Source organism: Streptomyces sp. NPDC034670 (assembly GCF_055574875.1).
The window spans coordinates 62,349-79,387 of record NZ_JBVITR010000017.1 but is presented as its reverse complement, the minus strand read 5'-3'; the positions used below and the strand labels follow the sequence as shown (position 1 = coordinate 79,387).

Annotated in this window: 14 protein-coding genes and 1 pseudogene; 4 read left to right on the top strand and 11 right to left on the bottom strand. The window is 74.3% G+C overall.

The window, feature by feature from the left end:
* Nucleotides 1-5: 5 nt before the first annotated feature.
* Nucleotides 6-1,009: pseudogene (locus ACZ56B_RS14710) on the top strand (M20/M25/M40 family metallo-hydrolase); the annotation flags it as partial.
* A 210-nt stretch (nucleotides 1,010-1,219) separates the two neighbouring features.
* Here ACZ56B_RS14710 and ACZ56B_RS14705 read toward each other — a convergent pair.
* From ACZ56B_RS14705 to ACZ56B_RS14685, 5 genes are all read right to left on the bottom strand, one after another.
* Nucleotides 1,220-2,104, bottom strand: coding sequence for an urease accessory protein UreD (locus tag ACZ56B_RS14705; protein ID WP_468789850.1), 885 nt, complete (start codon nucleotides 2,102-2,104; stop codon nucleotides 1,220-1,222).
* On the bottom strand, nucleotides 2,101-2,796 hold the full coding sequence (gene ureG, locus ACZ56B_RS14700; protein ID WP_468789848.1) for an urease accessory protein UreG: 696 nt from the start codon (nucleotides 2,794-2,796) through the stop codon (nucleotides 2,101-2,103). Before ureG ends, ACZ56B_RS14705 begins: the two co-directional genes overlap by 4 nt.
* Nucleotides 2,797-2,825: 29 nt before the next feature.
* Entirely contained in the window at nucleotides 2,826-3,500 is a 675-nt protein-coding gene (locus ACZ56B_RS14695) for an urease accessory protein UreF (RefSeq protein ID WP_468789846.1), read from the bottom strand.
* Between the two features lie 68 nt (nucleotides 3,501-3,568).
* Nucleotides 3,569-5,404, bottom strand: a complete 1,836-nt coding sequence (locus ACZ56B_RS14690; RefSeq protein ID WP_468789844.1) for an urease subunit alpha — start codon at nucleotides 5,402-5,404, stop codon at nucleotides 3,569-3,571.
* Nucleotides 5,397-6,062 carry an urease subunit gamma gene (locus ACZ56B_RS14685; protein ID WP_468789842.1) on the bottom strand — a complete coding sequence of 222 codons (666 nt, stop codon included), beginning with the start codon at nucleotides 6,060-6,062 and terminating at the stop codon, nucleotides 5,397-5,399. Before ACZ56B_RS14685 ends, ACZ56B_RS14690 begins: the two co-directional genes overlap by 8 nt.
* A 489-nt stretch (nucleotides 6,063-6,551) precedes the next feature.
* Here ACZ56B_RS14685 and ACZ56B_RS14680 point away from each other — a divergent pair, with 489 nt between their 5' ends.
* Entirely contained in the window at nucleotides 6,552-7,943 is a 1,392-nt protein-coding gene (locus ACZ56B_RS14680) for an MFS transporter (RefSeq protein WP_468789840.1), read from the top strand.
* A gap of 55 nt (nucleotides 7,944-7,998) precedes the next feature.
* On the opposite strand, the gene ACZ56B_RS14675 is transcribed toward ACZ56B_RS14680, so the two are convergent.
* The 6 genes from ACZ56B_RS14675 to ACZ56B_RS14650 all read right to left on the bottom strand — a co-directional run bounded on the left by ACZ56B_RS14675 (nucleotide 7,999) and on the right by ACZ56B_RS14650 (nucleotide 14,861).
* Entirely contained in the window at nucleotides 7,999-9,984 is a 1,986-nt protein-coding gene (locus ACZ56B_RS14675) for a helix-turn-helix domain-containing protein (protein ID WP_468789838.1), read from the bottom strand.
* 75 nt (nucleotides 9,985-10,059) lie between these two features.
* Complete coding sequence (locus tag ACZ56B_RS14670; protein ID WP_468789836.1) at nucleotides 10,060-10,860, bottom strand: 3-hydroxybutyrate dehydrogenase; 801 nt, start codon at nucleotides 10,858-10,860, stop codon at nucleotides 10,060-10,062.
* A 55-nt stretch (nucleotides 10,861-10,915) separates the two neighbouring features.
* On the bottom strand, nucleotides 10,916-11,395 hold the full coding sequence (locus tag ACZ56B_RS14665; RefSeq protein ID WP_468789834.1) for an NUDIX hydrolase: 480 nt from the start codon (nucleotides 11,393-11,395) through the stop codon (nucleotides 10,916-10,918).
* Between the two features lie 64 nt (nucleotides 11,396-11,459).
* Nucleotides 11,460-13,073 (bottom strand): apolipoprotein N-acyltransferase, encoded by a 1,614-nt coding sequence (gene lnt, locus ACZ56B_RS14660; protein WP_468789833.1) that lies wholly within the window; start codon nucleotides 13,071-13,073, stop codon nucleotides 11,460-11,462.
* A gap of 343 nt (nucleotides 13,074-13,416) precedes the next feature.
* Nucleotides 13,417-13,962, bottom strand: coding sequence for a hypothetical protein (locus tag ACZ56B_RS14655; RefSeq protein ID WP_468789831.1), 546 nt, complete (start codon nucleotides 13,960-13,962; stop codon nucleotides 13,417-13,419).
* Nucleotides 13,963-14,075: 113 nt separating this feature from the next.
* Nucleotides 14,076-14,861, bottom strand: a complete 786-nt coding sequence (locus ACZ56B_RS14650) for a glutamate racemase (protein WP_468789829.1) — start codon at nucleotides 14,859-14,861, stop codon at nucleotides 14,076-14,078.
* A 39-nt stretch (nucleotides 14,862-14,900) separates the two neighbouring features.
* Between ACZ56B_RS14650 and ACZ56B_RS14645 the strand changes: the two genes are divergently transcribed.
* Both ACZ56B_RS14645 and ACZ56B_RS14640 read left to right on the top strand, forming a co-directional pair.
* The gene (locus ACZ56B_RS14645; RefSeq protein WP_468789827.1) at nucleotides 14,901-16,094 is read left to right on the top strand and encodes a glycosyltransferase; all 1,194 of its coding nucleotides are present in this window, start codon (nucleotides 14,901-14,903) and stop codon (nucleotides 16,092-16,094) included.
* A 487-nt stretch (nucleotides 16,095-16,581) separates the two neighbouring features.
* Nucleotides 16,582-17,016 carry a DUF6643 family protein gene (locus tag ACZ56B_RS14640; RefSeq protein ID WP_468789825.1) on the top strand — a complete coding sequence of 145 codons (435 nt, stop codon included), beginning with the start codon at nucleotides 16,582-16,584 and terminating at the stop codon, nucleotides 17,014-17,016.
* The last annotated feature ends 23 nt before the right edge of the window (nucleotides 17,017-17,039 follow it).

The window sequence follows — 17,039 nt, the reverse complement described above, 5'->3', positions numbered from 1 at the left end:
TGGAACAGCGCGGGACGGCCGGGGTGCCCACCGCGTTCACCGCCCGCTCGGGTCACGGCCGTCCCGCCGTGGCACTGCTGCTGGAGTACGACGCCTTGCCGGGCCTCGGTCACGCCTGCGGGCACAACCTCACCGCAGCCGCCGGTCTGGGAGCGGCGCTCGCGCTGAACGCGGTGCTGGACGCCTCGACCGGACGGGTCGTGGCCGTCGGGACGCCGACCGAGGAGGGCGGGGGCGGAAAGGTCCCGGAGGTGGAGGCCGGCGTGTTCGACGACCTCGACGCCGCGCTGACGTTCCACCCGGGCGTGTACGACTGGTCCCGGGCACCGCTGACCGCGCAGGTGCCGTACCGGGTGGCCTTCCACGGCCGTGCCGCGCACCTCACCGGCAACCCGACCGAGGGCGTCGACGTTCTCCTGGCGCTGGTCGAGCTGTTCAACGTCCTGACCGCCCTGGGCAGGCGTCTGCCGGCCGCCTCCCACGTCCAGGGGATCGTCACCGACGGGGGCAGGGCCACCAACATCGTCCCGGAGTACGCGGAGGGGCTGTTCGGCCTGCGCGCGGCGACGACCGGGGCGTTGGAGGACCTGATCGGGCAGTTGCGCGCCGGTGCCGAGGGCGTCGCCCACGCCACGGGCACCGGGGGCGAGGTGGAACGCGCCACGCTCCGCTACGAGCACTTCCGTGACAGCGGCCCGCTGTCCGAGACGTTCGCCGGGCACCTGTCCGGGGCGGGGATCGCGTTGACGCCGCCCGCGCCTGGCGTCTACCTGGATCGTCGGACATCGGCAACGTCAGTACGCGCGTGCCCGCCATCCATCCCTTCGTCGCCATCATGGACGAGGGGTCCGACCACGCCCCCGAGTTCGCGGCGGCGGCCGCCTCCCCCCGGGCCCGCGACGTACTCGTCGCCGTCACCGGCGCGCCGGCCTGCACGGCCGCGGACCTGCTCCTCGACGCGGACCTGCGCGCGGAGGCGTGGAGACTGCACCGGGAGGCGGGAGGCTGAGCCCTGTCCGTCACCGGAACCCTTTCGAAAGGCCGCCGGAGGCGAAGAAGCGGCGAAGCCGACGAGGTTCTCCCGGACTCCGACGGGGCTGCTCGAGGAGGCGGCGGCCGGCCCTGCCCCCGGCGGGTGCGGGACATCCTGCCGGCGCATCGACGAAAGTCGGTCGGCGAGGTCCCGGGCGGCACTCGCCCGACGCTCGCGGCCCCGGGCTCACGCTCCCCGGACGTGCGCCAGTGCCCTGTCGAGGAGGTGGCGCAGACGGGCCGGGCTGGGGGCGACGGCCGTCGTGAGCAGTGCCGGCCCGTCCGCGAGGGGGGCGATGACGGCGCGCCCCTCCGCGGGGTCGTCGCCGATCAGGTGTGGTTCTCCGTCCGTGGCGGCCCTAGGGTGGACGATGAGGAGCTGTCCGGTGGCCCGGTGTCCGCCCAGCACCGCGGGACCGTCCCAGGCCGGCGCCGGACCGCCGTAAGCGGTCCGCTGGTCGAGGAGCAGCCGACCGTCCCACCGCACCGTCAAACGGGTGGTCAGGTGCCCGGGCGGCTCCGCCGTGCGGCCGAGGACCTGTTCCTCCCGGAACAGGAGTCGGGAGGTGGGGGCGAGCTCCATGGCGCACGACTGGTGGAGGGTGCTGCCCCGGGTACTGATCAAGTGCCGGGGCAGCCAGTGCAGGGACGCCCGCTCGCCGACGGTGAGCCGCAGGTCGTAGGTGGCGGGCGCGGGGGTGGGGCCGCGTAGCGCGATGGTGGCGGCGGCCGTGGTCACCTCCAGGTCGGCATCGGCCCCTGCCTCGATGTCGAGCCCGAGACGGTCTCCTCCGAGCGGCGCGCTCATCGCACCGATCACACCGACGCGGGCCCGGCCGTCGCGGGACCGCAGCCTCCTCAGGTGGAAGGGGCCGTCGCAGTGCAGAAGCGGGAGCGTCGTCGTGCGGCCGTTGTGGGCGGCCCGGATGCGGGCCGTGGCGCGGACGGCGGACGGGGCGGAGGCGGTGGCCCCTTCCGGCGGACGGGTTCCGGTTCCGGGAGAGGGGTGGACCGTGCCCGCTCGCGCGGCGGAGGGCGCCGGCGTGACCGGCGGCCGTGTGGTGCTCCTCATGCGGTGGTCCCGGTACGCCATGCGGCGAGCCGCCCGGTGACCCAGTCGGCGACCGGGCGGATTCCGTCGGCCGAGGTGAGGCTGGTGAAGGCGACCGGCAGGGAACCTCGCTGCTTCTCGGCGTCCGCCGCCATGGCGTCCAGGTCGGCCCCGACGTACGGGGCGAGGTCGGTCTTGTTGATCACGAGCAGATCGGCGGTGGTGATGCCGGGCCCGCCCTTGCGGGGGATGTCGTCACCGCTGGCCACGTCGATCACGAACACCTGGGTGTCGACGAGGCCGCGGGAGAAGGTGGCGGTGAGATTGTCCCCGCCGGACTCGATGAGGACCAGGTCCAGCGGGTGCAGGTCCCGCTCCAGTTGCTCGGCCGCTTCCAGGTTGGCGGAGATGTCGTCGCGGATCGCGGTGTGCGGGCAGGCTCCGGTCTCCACGGCGGTGATCCGTTCCGGTGGCAGTACGGCCTCGCGGCGCAGGAACTCGGCGTCCTCCCGGGTGTAGATGTCGTTGGTGACGACGGCGATGGACAGCGTGTCGCGCAGCGCGCGGCACAGCGCGGCCACGGTGGCCGTCTTGCCCGAGCCGACGGGGCCGCCGAGGCCGATCCGCAGTGCGCGGCGGCTGCCGTCGGGGCGGTGGGCGTCGGCGCTGTGGGTGTGCCGTTCGGGCATGGTCACGGGGGGATCGAGGTGCACGGCGGCTCCAAGCGAGAGGGGGGAGAAGGTCAGGACGCGAAGAGGCGGACGGTCCAGGCGGCGTGCTGCTCCGCGGTGATGTCCAGCAACGGGGCCGATGCGGACGGCAGGACGCCGGTGCCCTCGGCGGGAACGCGAGCCGCCGCGGCGGCGGCGGTCGCGGCCACGTCGTCGATTTCGGGCGCGAGCCGGGCGAGCAGCGCGGTGGCGTCGAACGGGTCGAGGCTCAGCAGGCGTACCGCCGCGGCCGCCGGTCCCCCGACGCTCTCATACGCGGCGCACTGCGCGGCGTCGGACGGAGTCAGGCCGGCGACGTGCGCGGCGACACCCAGCACGACGGGGTGGTGCGCTCCGTGCGGCCGGACGGAGGCGAGGTGGTCGAGAACGGGCGAGGGCCAGGTGGCCCGGGCGGCCCGCAGCATCTGCCGGCCGAGCCGGCGGGCGATCTGCCGCAGCGCGGGTACGGACGTGCGGGCATCGGCGGCCTCGTCCAGCTCGACGGGATCGTGGCCGTCGGCCGCTGTCGCGGCGAGTCCCGCCGCCGTCAGCCCGGCCGTGTGCAGACGCCCGCGGCAGAAGGCCTCCAGACTCGCGGTGTCGTGCACGCCTCCGGAGGCGACGGCGGCCTCGACGCCCCCGGAGTGGGCGTGCCCGCCCGCGGGGAAGCGGCCGTCGGCCAGGACGAGCAGGGCGGCACGGTTCATCGGGTCGGTGACCGGCCTTTCTCGGGAGGGCCGGCCCGGCCGCATGAGCAGGCCGGGCCGGGGGGCGTTCAGAACAGGAAGTACCGCTGTGCCATGGGCAGTTCGGTGGCGTAGTTCCGGCCGACCAGTTGCCCGTCCACCCTGGTGCGCACGTCGGTGGTGGTGGCTCCGCCGATGGTGACCTCGAAGGTGTCGGGGTCGACGACGATTTCCGGCAGGCCGTCGTTGTGCACCATGTCGGCCTTGGTCACCTCGCGGGTGGACTTGATCGCCCGCAGCGGTTTGAGCAGGCCGATCTCCGACAGCTCACCGTCGACGGCTCGCTCGGCCACGAAGTTGAACGAGTTGCTCCTCGGAGAGCGGCCGGTGAACCCCCACACCGGACGCGGCAGGAACGGCTGCGGCGTCGGGATCGAGGCGTTGGCGTCACCGATCTGCGCGTAGGCGATCTGGCCGCCCTTGATGACCATGTGCGGCTTCACGCCGAAGAACTTCGGCTCCCACAGCACCAGATCCGCGAGTTTGCCGGGCTCGACGGAACCGACCTCGTGGTCGATGCCGTGCGTGATGGCCGGGTTGATCGTGTACTTGGCGACGTAGCGGCGGGCCCGGAAGTTGTCCGCCTCGGCGCTGTCCTCGTGCAGGTGTCCGTAGCGGGCCTTCATGACGTGCGCGGTCTGCCAGGTCCGCATGATCATCTCGCCGATGCGGCCCATGGCCTGGGCGTCGGAGGACATCATCGAGATGGCGCCCATGTCGTGCAGCAGGTCCTCGGCGGCCATGGTGGAGGGCCGGATCCTCGAGTCGGCGAACGCCATGTCCGCCTCGACCTCCGGATTGAGGTGGTGGCACACGATCATCATGTCGACGTGTTCCTTGACGGTGTTGACCGTCAGGGGCCGGGTCGGGTTCGTCGACGCGGGCAGCACGTTCCGCCGGCTCACCAGACTGATCATGTCGGGTGCGTGACCGCCGCCGGCGCCTTCGATGTGGAAGACGTGCAGACTGCGGTACTTGGCGTCCGCGGTGTCGAGGTCGCCGTCCTTGGTCGCGGCGAAGGTGTGGTGCACGAAGCCGGATTCGTTCAGGGAGTCGGCGTGCAGGGCGACCTGTACGCCGGTCTCCTCGCACACCGTCAGGGCCGCGTCGATCACCGCGGGGGTCGCGCCCCAGTCCTCGTGGATCTTGAAGCCGAGGGCGCCGGCGGCCACCTGGTCGCGCAGGGCCTTCTCCGAGACGGTGCTGCCCTTGGCGAGCAGGCCGATGTTCACCGGAAAGGAGTCCAGGGCCTCGAACGTCCGCTGGAGGTGCCACTTGCCGGGCGTCACAGTGGTGGCCGTACTGCCCTCGGCGGGACCGGTGCCACCACCGATCAGCGTGGTCACGCCCGACGCGAGCGCTTCGTGGATCTGTCCCGGGCACAGGAAGTGCACGTGGGTGTCCACGCCGCCCGCGGTCAGGATCCGCCCGTTGCCGGCGATCACCTCCGTCTCGGGCCCCACGACGAAGTCCGAAGCACGTGGGTCGTCGTTGGGCCGCGGCGTCATCGTCTCGGGGTTGTACGCCTTGCCGATCGCCTGGATCCGGCCGTCGCGCAGACCGACGTCGGCCTTCACCACGCCCCAGTGGTCGAGGATCAGCGCGCCGGTGATCACCGTGTCCACCGGCGCGCGGGCATGGCTCCGGGGGAGGTGCGACTGCCCCATCGACTCGCGGATCACCTTGCCGCCGCCGAACAGCATCTCGTCGCCGCTGCGGCCGGGGCCGCCGCACCAGTCCGCGTCGATCCGCAGGACGAGATCGGTGTCGGCGAGCCGGATCCGGTCGCCTTCCGTCGGGCCGTAGAGGTCGGCGTACCTGGACCGTGTCAGCAGGCCCGGAGTCGGTTCGGTCCCGTCAGCCATCGAGACGCGCCTCCTCTTCGCTCTTGCCGGCCCGGAGCCCCCGGACGACGCGCTCGCCCGCGATGGGTACGAGGTGCACAGTGTGCACGGTGTTCTCGTCGGGGCTGGGCTCGAAACGCACCGACGTCCCGGAGGGGATGTGCAACCGCATGCCGTGCGCGGCGTCGCGATCGAAACAGAGGTGCTCGTTGACCTCGGCGAAATGGAAGTGGGAGCCGACCTGGACCGGGCGGTCCGAGGGATTGCTCACGTCGAGCGCGACGGGTTCGTGACCCTCGTTGTACGTCACCGCGTGCTTGTCCTCATCGGGGAGGAGTTCCGTCTTCCCGGGGTGGACGGTCACCTCCTCGGCTGCCTCGTCGAACGGGTCGTGGAGTGTCACCAGCTTCGTTCCGTCGGGGAACGTGGCCTCGACCTGGACGTTGCTGATCATCTCCGGGACGCCGTCCATGACGTCGTCGCGGGTCAGGACACGGCGCCCGGACTCCATGACGGAGTCCACCGTGGCACCGGTCCGGGCCTCCTCGTACACATGTGCCGTGAGCAGCGCCATGGCCTCCGGATAGTTCAGCCGCAGTCCCCGCTCGCGGCGCCGACGGGCGACATCCGCCGCCACGTGGACCATGAGCCGCTCCTGCTCGTGCGGAGTCAGGTGCATGCGTGCGCCCTCCTTCCTGCTCGTCCTGCTTGTCGCCTGGCTCGTACGGCGAAGGCACACGGAGACGACGGGAGCCGTCGCGGTGCATCGGATGCCGCGGGTCGACTATCGGAGGCGAAGCGGTCGGACGTAGGGAGAACCCGTCCTCGTTCCCCTGATGGTGTGGAACCGAGGCAGTGGTGGTGCGGGGAGCGCACACCGTCGGCGCGGCCGTGTCCGTGCCACCGCCGTCCGCGGGAGCCGCTCCGGGCGGGCGCGGCTCACGGGAGCCGGCACCGCGCCGCCAGACCTTCCCCGACTCCATTTCCCGGACAGTGCTCGTTTCGGCCTTCGTCGGCCCCTGGGCCTCTCTTCCCCGGGCCAGCATGGTGGCCGCGCGTATACCTGGGCCCCGAACTATGGTGCCCCGCCACATGTGCCCCTGATCTGCGTGTTCCTACGGTGTGCCGACACGTACCCGTCCCCACCGCACACGAGGAAGTGGCGCACATGGCCTCCCCAGCAACCGCTCCCCCGACGCCGAGCAGTCTCAAGCGCATCGTCACCGCGTCCCTCATCGGCACCACCATCGAGTGGTACGACTTCTTCCTCTACGGCTCCGCCGCCGCGCTCGTCTTCAACAAGCTGTTCTTCCCGGACTCCGACCCGCTCGTCGGCACGCTGCTGTCGTTCATGACGTACGCCGTCGGGTTCGCCGCGCGGCCCCTGGGCGCCCTGGTCTTCGGGCACTACGGGGACCGGCTCGGGCGCAAGAAGCTGCTGGTGCTGAGCCTGCTGCTGATGGGCGGGGCCACCTTCGCCATCGGGCTGATGCCCACGCACGCCACCATCGGCAGCGCCGCGCCGGTGCTGCTCACCGTGCTGCGGCTCGTCCAGGGGTTCGCGCTGGGCGGCGAGTGGGGTGGCGCCGTGCTGCTGGTGTCCGAGCACGGGGACGCGCGGCGACGCGGGTTCTGGGCCTCCTGGCCGCAGACCGGTGCGCCGGCGGGGCAGCTGCTGGCGACCGGTGTGCTGGCCCTGCTGACCGCCGTGCTGTCGGAGTCGGCGTTCGAGGCCTGGGGCTGGCGGATCCCGTTCCTGCTCTCCGGTGTGCTGGTGGTCGTCGGCCTGTGGATCCGGCTCTCCGTCGACGAGTCGCCCGTGTTCAAGCAGGCGCTGGCGCAGGCCGAGGCCCGCAAGGCGCAGGCCGGTGCCGGTGCCGAGCGGATGCCGATCGTGGCCGTCCTGCGGCACCACTGGCGCGACGTGCTGATCGCGATGGGCGCGCGCATGGCGGAGAACATCAGCTACTACGTGGTCACGGCGTTCATCCTGGTGTACGCCACCACCGCCGCCGACGTCTCGCGGCAGACCGCGCTGAACTCGGTGCTCATCGCCTCGGCCGTCCACTTCGCCGTCATCCCGGCCTGGGGAGCGCTGTCGGACCGGATCGGCCGCCGTCCCGTCTACCTGATCGGCGCGGCCGGCGTGGGGCTGTGGATGTTCCCGTTCTTCGCGCTGATCGACACCGGGAGTTTCGCGAACCTGCTCCTCGCGGTGACCGTGGGCCTGGCGCTGCACGGGGCGATGTACGCGCCGCAGGCCGCCTTCTTCTCCGAGATGTTCGCGACCCGGATGCGTTACTCCGGCGCCTCCATCGGCGCCCAGTTCTCCTCCATCGCGGCGGGTGCGCCGGCGCCGCTCATCGCCACCGCGCTGCTCTCGGACCACGGCAGCTCCACCCCGATCGCCCTGTACGTCATCGCGGCGAGCCTGCTGACGGTCGTGGCCGTGGCCCTGGCCAAGGAGACCCGGCACCGGGACCTGACCGAGGTCGACCCGTCCGGTGGCGCCCGGGAACCGGACGGGTCCCGGGCGGCGCGGGACGCGCACACCGTCTGATCCCGCGGACCGGCCCCGCGGACCACCGGCCCCCGCACGCCCGCGCGTACGGGGGTCAGTGCCGTGGGGGCGGCGCCCCCGCGGACAGCCGGTGCAGGCGCAGGGCGAGCTGGATCTCCAGCGCCCGGGCGGGGTTCTGCCAGTCGTCGCCGAGGAGGCGGCCGACGCGCTCCAGGCGCTGGGCGACGGTGTTCACGTGGACGTGCAGGTCGTCCTTGGTGCGGGCGGGGCTCATGCCGCTGGCGAAGTACGCGTCGAGGGTGCGCAGCAGCTCGGTGCCGCGCCGTTCGTCGTACGCCACGACCTGGCCGATGGTGCGGTCGACGAAGCCCGCGATGTCCCGCTCCCCCGCCAGCAGCAGTCCCAGGAAGCCGAGGTCCTCGGCGGCGGCGCCGTCCCCGGAGCGGCCCAGCCGCCGCAGGGCGTCGAGGCAGCGCCGGGCCTCCGCGTAGGCCGCCGCCGCGGTGTCGGGGCGGTCGGTGAGCCGCTCCACCGGGGCGGACGCGCCGACGGTGACCGGTTCGTGGACGGCCGTGCCCAGGTGCCGGGCGGTGCGGCGGGCCAGGCCGGTGGCGGTGTCCCCGGGGGCGAGGGGCAGCAGCAGGACGGTGCCGCCGTCGCGTGCGGCGGCGAGGCCCCGCCGGGTGGCCGCGAGGTGCGAGGCCGCGGCCCACAGGCGTCTGCGGGCGTCCGCCTCCTGGTCGGCGTCGGCGGCGCCGCCCTCCAGCCGGGCCGCCAGCACCGCGTGGGTGGCGTCGAGGTCGGCGTGCAGCCGGGCGGCGCGCTCGCGCAGCAGGCGCGGGTCGCGGTCGCGGGCGTCCAGCAGGTCGTCGAGCAGCTCGCCCCGGACGCGCTGCTCGGCCTCCGCGGCGAAGCGGCGGGCGAGCAGCAGCAGCGAGGTGACCATGGCCGCGCGCTCCAGGGTCCGCTGGTCGACGGGGTCGAGACCGGGATGGCCGCGCAGGACGAGGGCGCCGAGGAGTTCGCCCCCGGCGGTCACGGCGGCGATCCAGTCGTCCCCGTGCCGCACCGCGTGCCCTTCGGCCCGCGAGGACTCCAGGGCCCGGACGGGCACGCCGGCGGCCTCGGCGAACTCGACCGTGCCGTCCAGGACCTGGGAGACGGCGGCGGCCACGTCGTGCACCCCGCCCCCGCGCAGGACCAGCTCGGCCAGCCGGTCGTGGACGTCCGAGGCGCGCTCGATGACCCCGCTGCGGTCCTGGATGATCTCGTTGGCGCGTTCCAGGTCGGCGAGGGCCGAGCGGGTCTCGGCGAGCAGGTTGGCGGTGTCGATGGCGGCCGCGGCGAGGGCGGCGAAGGAACCGAGCAGGGCGATCTGCTCCCGTTCGAAGACCCGGGCCCGCCGGTCGGCGGCGAACAGGACGCCGATGACGTGGTGCCCGAGCATCAGGGGCACCCCGAGGATGGCCACGAGTCCCTCGTCCCGCACGCCGGTGTCGATGCTGTGGGTGTGCCGGAAGCGGTCGTCGCGGAAGTAGTCGTCGGTGACGTAGGGGCGGGCGGTCTGGGCGACCAGGCCGCCGAGCCCCTCCCCCATGCCGAGGCGCAGCTGCTGGAAGCGGGCGGCGACCGAGCCCTCGGTGACCCGCATGTAGGTGTCGCCCCTGGCCGGGTCGTTCAGGCTGAGGTAGGCGACGTCGGTGCCGAGGAGCGAGCGGGCCCGCTGCACGATCGCCTGGAGCACGGCGTCCAGGTCGCGCAGTCCGGCGAGGTCGTGGGCGGTCTCGAAGAGCGCGGACAGCTCGGCCTCCCGGCGGCGCCGGTCCTCCAGTTCCGAGCGCACGCGCAGGGCGAGCAGCTTGGCCCGCTCGAGCGCGGTGACGCGCTCGGCGGGCAGCCCCTCGGCCCGGGCGAGCAGCACCGGCCGCTCGTACTCCTCGGCGGGCGCGCCCCGGGCGAGCAGTTCCAGGAACGGGGTCTCGGCGCCGCCGGGCGCGGGGCGGGTGCCGGGGAGCGTCCGGCCGGGCGTCGCGGCGCCGGGGACGGCGTGCTCGGCGGACTGCACGTGATCACGGGACATGCTCACAGGATTACCTCATCCCACGGCCGCTCCGTCAGGCCTGTGGACGGCCCGGCCGGGCCGCCGGCCGGGACCTCAGTGAGCGGTCCAGCCTCCGTCCAGGACCAGCGACGCGCCGGTCACGGAGGACGCCTGCGGGCCGCACAGGTAGGCCACCGCCTCGGCGACCTCCTCCGGCTCGATGAGCCGCTTGACGGCGCTGTCCCGCAGCAGCACCTCGGACAGGACGCGTTCCTCGGGGATGCCGTGCGTGCGGGCCTGGTCGGCGAGCTGCCGCTCGACCAGGGGGGTGCGCACATAGCCGGGGTTCACGCAGTTCGAGGTGACACCGTGGGGTGCGCCTTCGAGGGCGGTGGTCTTGGACAGGCCCTCCAGACCGTGTTTGGCGGCCACATAGGCGGACTTGTAGGCCGAGGCGCGCAGACCGTGGACCGAGGACACGTTGACGACGCGGCCCCACCCCTGGCCGTACATGTGGGGCAGGGCTCCGCGGATGAGCCGGAACGGCGCCTCCAGCATCACGGTGAGCACCGTGTGGAAGACGTCGGGCGGGAACTCCTCGATCGGGCGGACGAGCTGCAGCCCGGCATTGTTGACCAGCACGTCCGTGCCGACCGCGGCGAGTTCGGCGGCGTCCAGATCGGTGAGGTCGAGGACGTGCGGCTCGACGGCTCCCCCGAGACCGTGCGCCTCCTCGGCCAGGGCCAGCAGTCCTTCGGCGTCCCGGTCGACGGCTCTCACCTTGGCTCCGGCGGCCGCGAGCCGCAGCGCGCAGGCGCGGCCGATGCCACTGGCGGCACCGGTGACGAGGGCGGTGCGACCGCCGAGGTCGAGCGGGGACGGGTGGGGGGCCGGGAAGGCACGGGGCGCGGTCATGGCTTCGACCCTAGGTAGTGCCCACCCCCCACCCCATGTGGCTACGCCCTATAGTTCAGCCGGTTCCAGTGGGGTCGAACCATGTGGGTGCATCCGCCATGGCTTGTTTGATCCGGAAGCGGCCGAACTCGTTCAGCTCCGGCAGCGCGTCCACCGCGAACCAGCCGACGTCCAGCGACTCGTCGTCGTTGACCCGCGCCGTCCCGCCGACGGCCCGGCAGCGGAAGGTGATGTCCATGTACTGGCAGATGTCGCCGTTGCCGTACGTCACCGGCTCCAGCGCCTGGACCAGGACGACCCGCTCGACGGCGCAGCGCACCGCGGTCTCCTCCTCGACCTCCCGCACCGCGCAGGCCGCCGGCTGCTCCCCGGGGTCGGGGATGCCGCCGATCACCGCCCACCGGCGGGTGTCGGACCGGCGGTTCAGCAGCACCCGGCCCTCGTCGTCGAAGACGATCGCGGTGACCCCGGGAAGCCACAGCAGCTGATGACCGGCGGAGGCGCGCAGGGAGCGGATGAAGTCGGGAGTGGCCATGCCCCCGACCCTAACCGCCCGGTCAGGGTTCCCCCGGCACCTCGGGGGGTGCGCGACGGGCGTACTACCGCACGTCACCGGCGCGCCGCCCGCGCACACCGGCGCCGACGGCCCAGCCGAGCCCGCCCGCGGCGACGAGCACGAGGGCGGTCTCCGGGAGGACGCCGAGGCGGGTGGCCGGGGTCCGCGAGGAGCGCAGCGGCACCTCCTGCACCAGGGAGTCGGCGACGAACATGCCGGTCCGCTGCGCGACCCGTCCGTCCGGCATGATGACCGCGCTGACGCCGCTGGTCACCGGGACGGTGACGGCGCGGCCGTGCTCGACGGCCCGGACGCGGGACATGGCGAGCTGCTGGTGGGTCATCTCGCTGCGGCCGAAGGTGGCGTTGTTGCTGGGCACGGAGATCATCTGGGCGCCGGCGGCGACCGTGTCGCGCACCGCCCAGTCGAAGGCGGCCTCGTAGCAGGTGACCAGGCCGACCCCGGCACCGCCCATGCGGAAGAGGCCCGGCTCGTCGCCCCGGCTGAAGTCCTGGCGGACCATCGACGTCCAGTCCTCGTTGATCGCCCCGACGAGCGAGCGCAGCGGGAGGTACTCGCCGAACGGCTGGATCTGCCGTTTGTCGTAGGTGTCGACGGGGCCCTTCACCGGGTCCCACAGGATCTGCTCGTTGAGCAGCCGGCCGTCCCTGCCGACCACGCCGCCGACCGAGACGGGGGCGCCGATCGCCTTGGCCGCGCGGTCGATGACGGTGCGCGCGTCGCTGTTGGCGAAGGGGTCGATGTCGGAGGAGTTCTCCGGCCACAGCACGAGGTCCGGCCGTTCGGCACGGCCGGCCTCCACCTCGGCGGCCAGCCGCTCCGTCTCGCGTGCGTGGTAGTCGAGGACGGCGCGCCGCTGGGAGTTGAAGTCCAGGCCCAGCCGCGGCACGTTGCCCTGGATGACCGCGACGGTCACGGTGCCGTCCTCGGCCCGGTCGCCGACCAGCGGCCGGGCGGCCACGGCCGCCGCGACGGGGAGGGTGACACCGAGCACGCCGGCGACGGCCGCGGCCCGCCGCACCGTGCCGGTGCGCCGGGCCCGCAGGACCAGGCGCACGGTCTCGTGGAGCCCGAAGCCGCACAGCACGACGGCGAAGCCGAGCAGGGGGGTGCCGCCGAGCGCGGCGAGCGGCAGGAGGACCCCGTCCGCCTGGCCGAACGCGACCTTGCCCCAGGGGAACCCGTGGAACGGCACGCGCGCGCGTGCCGCCTCTCCGGCGGTCCACAGCGCGGCCGCCCACACGGGCCACCCGGGCAGCTTGGAGACCGCGGCGACGCCCGCGCCGACCAGTGCGACGAAGACCGCCTCGATCACCACGAGGGCGAGCCACGGTCCGGGGCCCACCTCCACGCCGGTCCACACCAGCAGCGGCAGCAGGAAGCCGAGACCGAAGAGGTAGCCGAGACCGAGTCCCGCCTTCCAGCCGCGGCCGCGCAGCGACCAGCCGAGGACCGCGAAGGCGGGCAGGGCCAGCCACCACAGGGTGCGCGGCGGGAAGCTGACGTAGAGGAGCAGGCCGGAGAGCGCGGCCGCGGCGGCCGGCAGGAGGCGGGCGAGTCGCCTGCCCCGCGCCGTGTGCGCGGTCTGCGGCGGCACCGGGCCCGACTCGCCGACGGAGGTTGCGGTGACGGTCACTCCGGGAGTCTACGGGGAGTGACCTCGGGGCCGGCAGCTCGGCCGGCCGGAGCCCGCACGGCCGCGGCGGCGGCCGGGGCCGCCACGGGCCGGGGCGACGCGGCACGGGGCGGGTTCCACGGGGACGGCGTGCGCCGCTCCGGAGACGGACGGCGGAAGACGGAACGGCCGCTCGCGGACGCTTCCGGCGAGGAGGCGCGGCACCCGGCGGGGACGCTCCCGGCGAGGACGCCTCCGACGAGGAGGCGCGCCACCCGGCCGGGACGCCTCCACCGCGGCGGGACGGCCGCCGCGGTGGAGCGGGGACCGGACGGCCGCGGTGGCCGGGCGGCCCCTCCGAGGTTCAGCGCGGCGCGCCCGGCCGGTGCGGACCGAGCCGGTCGCGGATGACGTGCACCGCCGCCTCCGCGTCGTCCACGGTGACCGTGAAGGTGTGTCCGTCCCACAGCTGCAGCACGATGCCCTCGCCACGGCGCACGACGACCGCCGTGCCCTTCTCGGGCCGCCAGCGGTAGCCCCAGCCGCCCCAGTGCCGCGGTGTGACGTGCGGGGCGAACTCCGCGCCGGCGACCTGGGAGAGCGGGATGCGGCGGCGCGGCACTCCCATGTGGCCGCAGCGCACCTCCAGGTGGTCCACGTCGACCCGCAGTGCGACGTGCACGAAGGCGAGGGTCCCGAACAGGACGAGCAGCCCTGCGGCGATGCACCCGACGACGGCCATGGCCAGGGGGACGACGCCGGTCGTCCAGGCGGAGTCGACGGCCAGCGTGATGCCGAGCGCCAGGCAGGCGGCGCCGCTCAGCGCCAGGAGCCACTGGTAGCGGTTGGTCGCGCGACCGGTCCAGACCTCGGGGCGAGGGGCGTGCGGGCCGTGGCGGTGGTCCCTCATGCGTTCGAGGTTACTCAGGATCCGCCGCGCGGGAGCCGCGGGGCGCGGCGCCACTGGGCCGACCGGGCGTGCGCCGCGCCGGCTGCGCGGGCCGGCCGGCGCCGGCTCCGGGTTCACCCGGCGGCGGTGACCTGCCGCAGCAGCCGGCCTTCCGGGTAGGTGAGGGCGGGCGGGGGGAGCGCGCCCTCGCGTCCGCTCAGCAGCACCGTCAGGGTGCCGCTCGCCGGGGCGCCGGGGGCGGGCCGCTCACCGATGCGGCGCAGGGCCTGGGCGGCCACCGCCCCGGCGGAGCCGTACAGGGTGACCGGCGGGCCGGCGGGGCGCTGCACGGCGGCCCGGATGCGCTCGGCGACCAGCTCGTAGTGGGTGCAGCCCAGGACGACGGTCGCCACGTCCCTCGGGGTGAGTTCGGCGGCCGCCGCGACGGCGGCGTCGATCGCCGCCGCGTCGGCCCGCTCCACGGCCTCGGCGAGCCCCCAGCACGGCACCTCGGCGACGGCCACGCCGTCGGCGAAGTTCTGGATCAGGTCCTTCTGGTAGGGGCTGCCGGTCGTGGCCGGGGTGGCCCAGATGGCCAGCGGTCCGCCGCCGGCCGCGGCGGGCTTGATCGCCGGGACGGTGCCGATGACCGGCAGGTCCGGTTCGAGACGGGCGCGCAGGGCGGTGAGCGCGTGCACCGTCGCGGTGTTGCAGCCGACGATCAGCGCGTCGGGCCGGTGCGCGGCGGCCGCCTCGGCGACGGCCAGGGCCCGCTCGGTGAGGTCCTCGGGCGTCCTGGGGCCCCACGGCATGCCGTCGGGGTCGAGGGAGAGGACGAGATCGGCGTCGGGGCGCAGGCGCCGTACCTCGGCGGTGGCCGCCAGCAGGCCGATTCCGGAGTCCATGAGCGCGATCTTCACCCGGCCACGATAGACGATGGGCCGCTCCGGGCCGTTCCCGTGGGGCAGACTGCGCACGTGAGCGCCGTTGTGTGGACCGCCGCCGGATCACTCGCCGCCTGGCTGTGGCTGTTGCTCTGCCGGGGCTTCTTCTGGCGTACCGACGTCCGGCTCCCGCCTTCCCGGGACCCGGACGCGTGGCCGCCGGTGTGCGTGGTCGTCCCCGCGCGCGACGAGGCGGCGGTGCTGCCCGCGAGCCTGCCGTCCCTGCTCGCCCAGGAGTACCCGGGGCGGGCCGAGGTCTTCCTGATCGACGACGGCAGCACCGACGGCACCGGAGGACTCGCGCGCGAACTCGCCCGCCGGTCCGGCGGGCTGCCGCTCACCGTGGGGTCCGCGGGCGAGCCGCCCGCCGGCTGGACCGGCAAGCTGTGGGCGGTGCGGCACGGCATCGCGCTGGCCCGCGCGCGCGACCCCGAGTACCTGCTGCTGACGGACGCCGACATCGCGCACGCCCCGGACGGCCTGCGCCGACTGGTGGCGGCGGCCCGCACCGGGGGGTACGACGTGGTGTCGCAGATGGCCCGGCTGCGGGTGGAGAGCCCCTGGGAGCGGCTGGTCGTGCCGGCCTTCGTCTACTTCTTCGCGCAGCTCTACCCGTTCCGCCGGACCGGGAGGGACGGGACGCGGACGGCCGCCGCGGCCGGCGGCTGTGTGCTGGTGCGCGCCGAGGCGGCCGGGCGGGCGCGGATCCCGGACGCGATCCGGCACGCCGTCATCGACGACGTGGCCCTGGCCCGGGCGGTCAAGCGCCGCGGCGGACGCGTCTGGCTGGGGCTGGCGGAGCGGGTGGAGAGCGTGCGCCCGTACCCGCGGCTGCGCGACCTGTGGCACATGGTGGCGCGCAGCGCGTACGCGCAGCTGCGGCACAGTCCGGTGGTGCTGGCCGGTACGGTCGCCGGGCTGGCCCTGGTGTACCTGGTGCCGCCCGCGGCGGTGCTCGCGGGGGCGGTCGCCGGGAACGCGGTCGCGGCGGTCCTCGGCGCGGGGGCCTGGCTGGTGATGGCGGGGACGTACCTCCCGATGCTCCGCTACTACCGGCAGCCGCCGTGGCTCGCTCCCCTGCTGCCGTTCACCGCGTTCCTGTACCTCCTGATGACGGTCGACTCCGCGGTGCGGCACCACCGGGGACGCGGTGCGGCCTGGAAGGGCCGCACCTACGCCCGCCCGGACGCCGTGCCCGACGAGGGCTGAGCGTCCGGTGCCGCACGGGGCCGTGCGGGCTCACTTCCGGCCGGGGTCCAGCCCATGCCCCATCCGTACGCGCGGTCGACCGTGCGCTGGGGGCTCGCTCCCCGTTCGGGCACGCCGGGGCCGGACCGTCAGCCCGGGTCCACCCGGAGCGCCGTGGCCGGCACCGGGGTGTCCGATCCCTCCGGTATGGACATGTCCGCCCCCATCGCGGGCCGCCGCGCCGGGCCGTGGCGTCCCGGCGTCCGTCGGGTTCCCGTCCGCACCGCCCATGCCCCACGGGCGGGGGACTCCCGCGGGGATGCGCGGGGACCGGTGGCCGACCGCCGGTAACCCGCCCGGAACTCGCCCTTTACACGAAATCCGCCCGGCAGATCGCCCGTTTTCCCCAAGTTCGCTCGTATTGGGGATGCCAGGACACGGCGGGCACGGAAAACAACCCTCTTATCGGTCTCCCCAACCAGCACATCGTGGGCTTAACTTATGTGCCATGACCTCCCCCCGCTCCACTTATGGTGGCGGCTACTACTCCGCCTCCTTCCCGGACACCCCGATCTACGACTCGCTCGTGGCCGAGCGAGGCACCCCGCAGATCGCCCCGATCCGGGTCCCCTCCGCGTACGAGGCGCCGGCCAGTCATCTGCCCGCGCTCCCCTCGGCGTTGCCCGCCCTCCCGGCGGCCCCGTCCCAGCCCTCCTACGGCTACCCGCAGGCGCCGCAGCCGGCTCCGCTCCAGCAGGCGCCCGCGGCGTACATCCCGCAGCAGGCCACCGCGCCGCGCGGGTACCCCGGACCCCAGCCGCAGCCGCCGCGCCCGGCTCCTCCCGGCGCGGGCTACGAGGCGATGCGCCCCGCGGCGCCCCGGCCCGCCCCGGCCCCGTACCAGGACCCGTACCAGAACCAGCAGCAGTACCGCGGGTACTGAGCCGCCCGGGGGCCGTCGTGCCG

Excerpts from the sequence above, each read along its gene's own strand:
- ACZ56B_RS14640 (WP_468789825.1), top strand. The coding sequence starts at position 16,582 with ATGACCTCCCCCCGCTCCACTTATGGTGGCGGCTACTACTCCGCCTCC.
- ACZ56B_RS14675 (WP_468789838.1), bottom strand. The coding sequence starts at position 9,984 with ATGTCCCGTGATCACGTGCAGTCCGCCGAGCACGCCGTCCCCGGCGCC.
- ACZ56B_RS14680 (WP_468789840.1), top strand. The coding sequence starts at position 6,552 with ATGGCCTCCCCAGCAACCGCTCCCCCGACGCCGAGCAGTCTCAAGCGC.
- ACZ56B_RS14695 (WP_468789846.1), bottom strand. The coding sequence starts at position 3,500 with ATGAACCGTGCCGCCCTGCTCGTCCTGGCCGACGGCCGCTTCCCCGCG.
- ACZ56B_RS14705 (WP_468789850.1), bottom strand. The coding sequence starts at position 2,104 with ATGAGGAGCACCACACGGCCGCCGGTCACGCCGGCGCCCTCCGCCGCG.
- ACZ56B_RS14665 (WP_468789834.1), bottom strand. The coding sequence starts at position 11,395 with ATGGCCACTCCCGACTTCATCCGCTCCCTGCGCGCCTCCGCCGGTCAT.
- ACZ56B_RS14690 (WP_468789844.1), bottom strand. The coding sequence starts at position 5,404 with ATGGCTGACGGGACCGAACCGACTCCGGGCCTGCTGACACGGTCCAGG.
- ACZ56B_RS14670 (WP_468789836.1), bottom strand. The coding sequence starts at position 10,860 with ATGACCGCGCCCCGTGCCTTCCCGGCCCCCCACCCGTCCCCGCTCGAC.
- ACZ56B_RS14655 (WP_468789831.1), bottom strand. The coding sequence starts at position 13,962 with ATGAGGGACCACCGCCACGGCCCGCACGCCCCTCGCCCCGAGGTCTGG.
- ACZ56B_RS14685 (WP_468789842.1), bottom strand. The coding sequence starts at position 6,062 with ATGCACCTGACTCCGCACGAGCAGGAGCGGCTCATGGTCCACGTGGCG.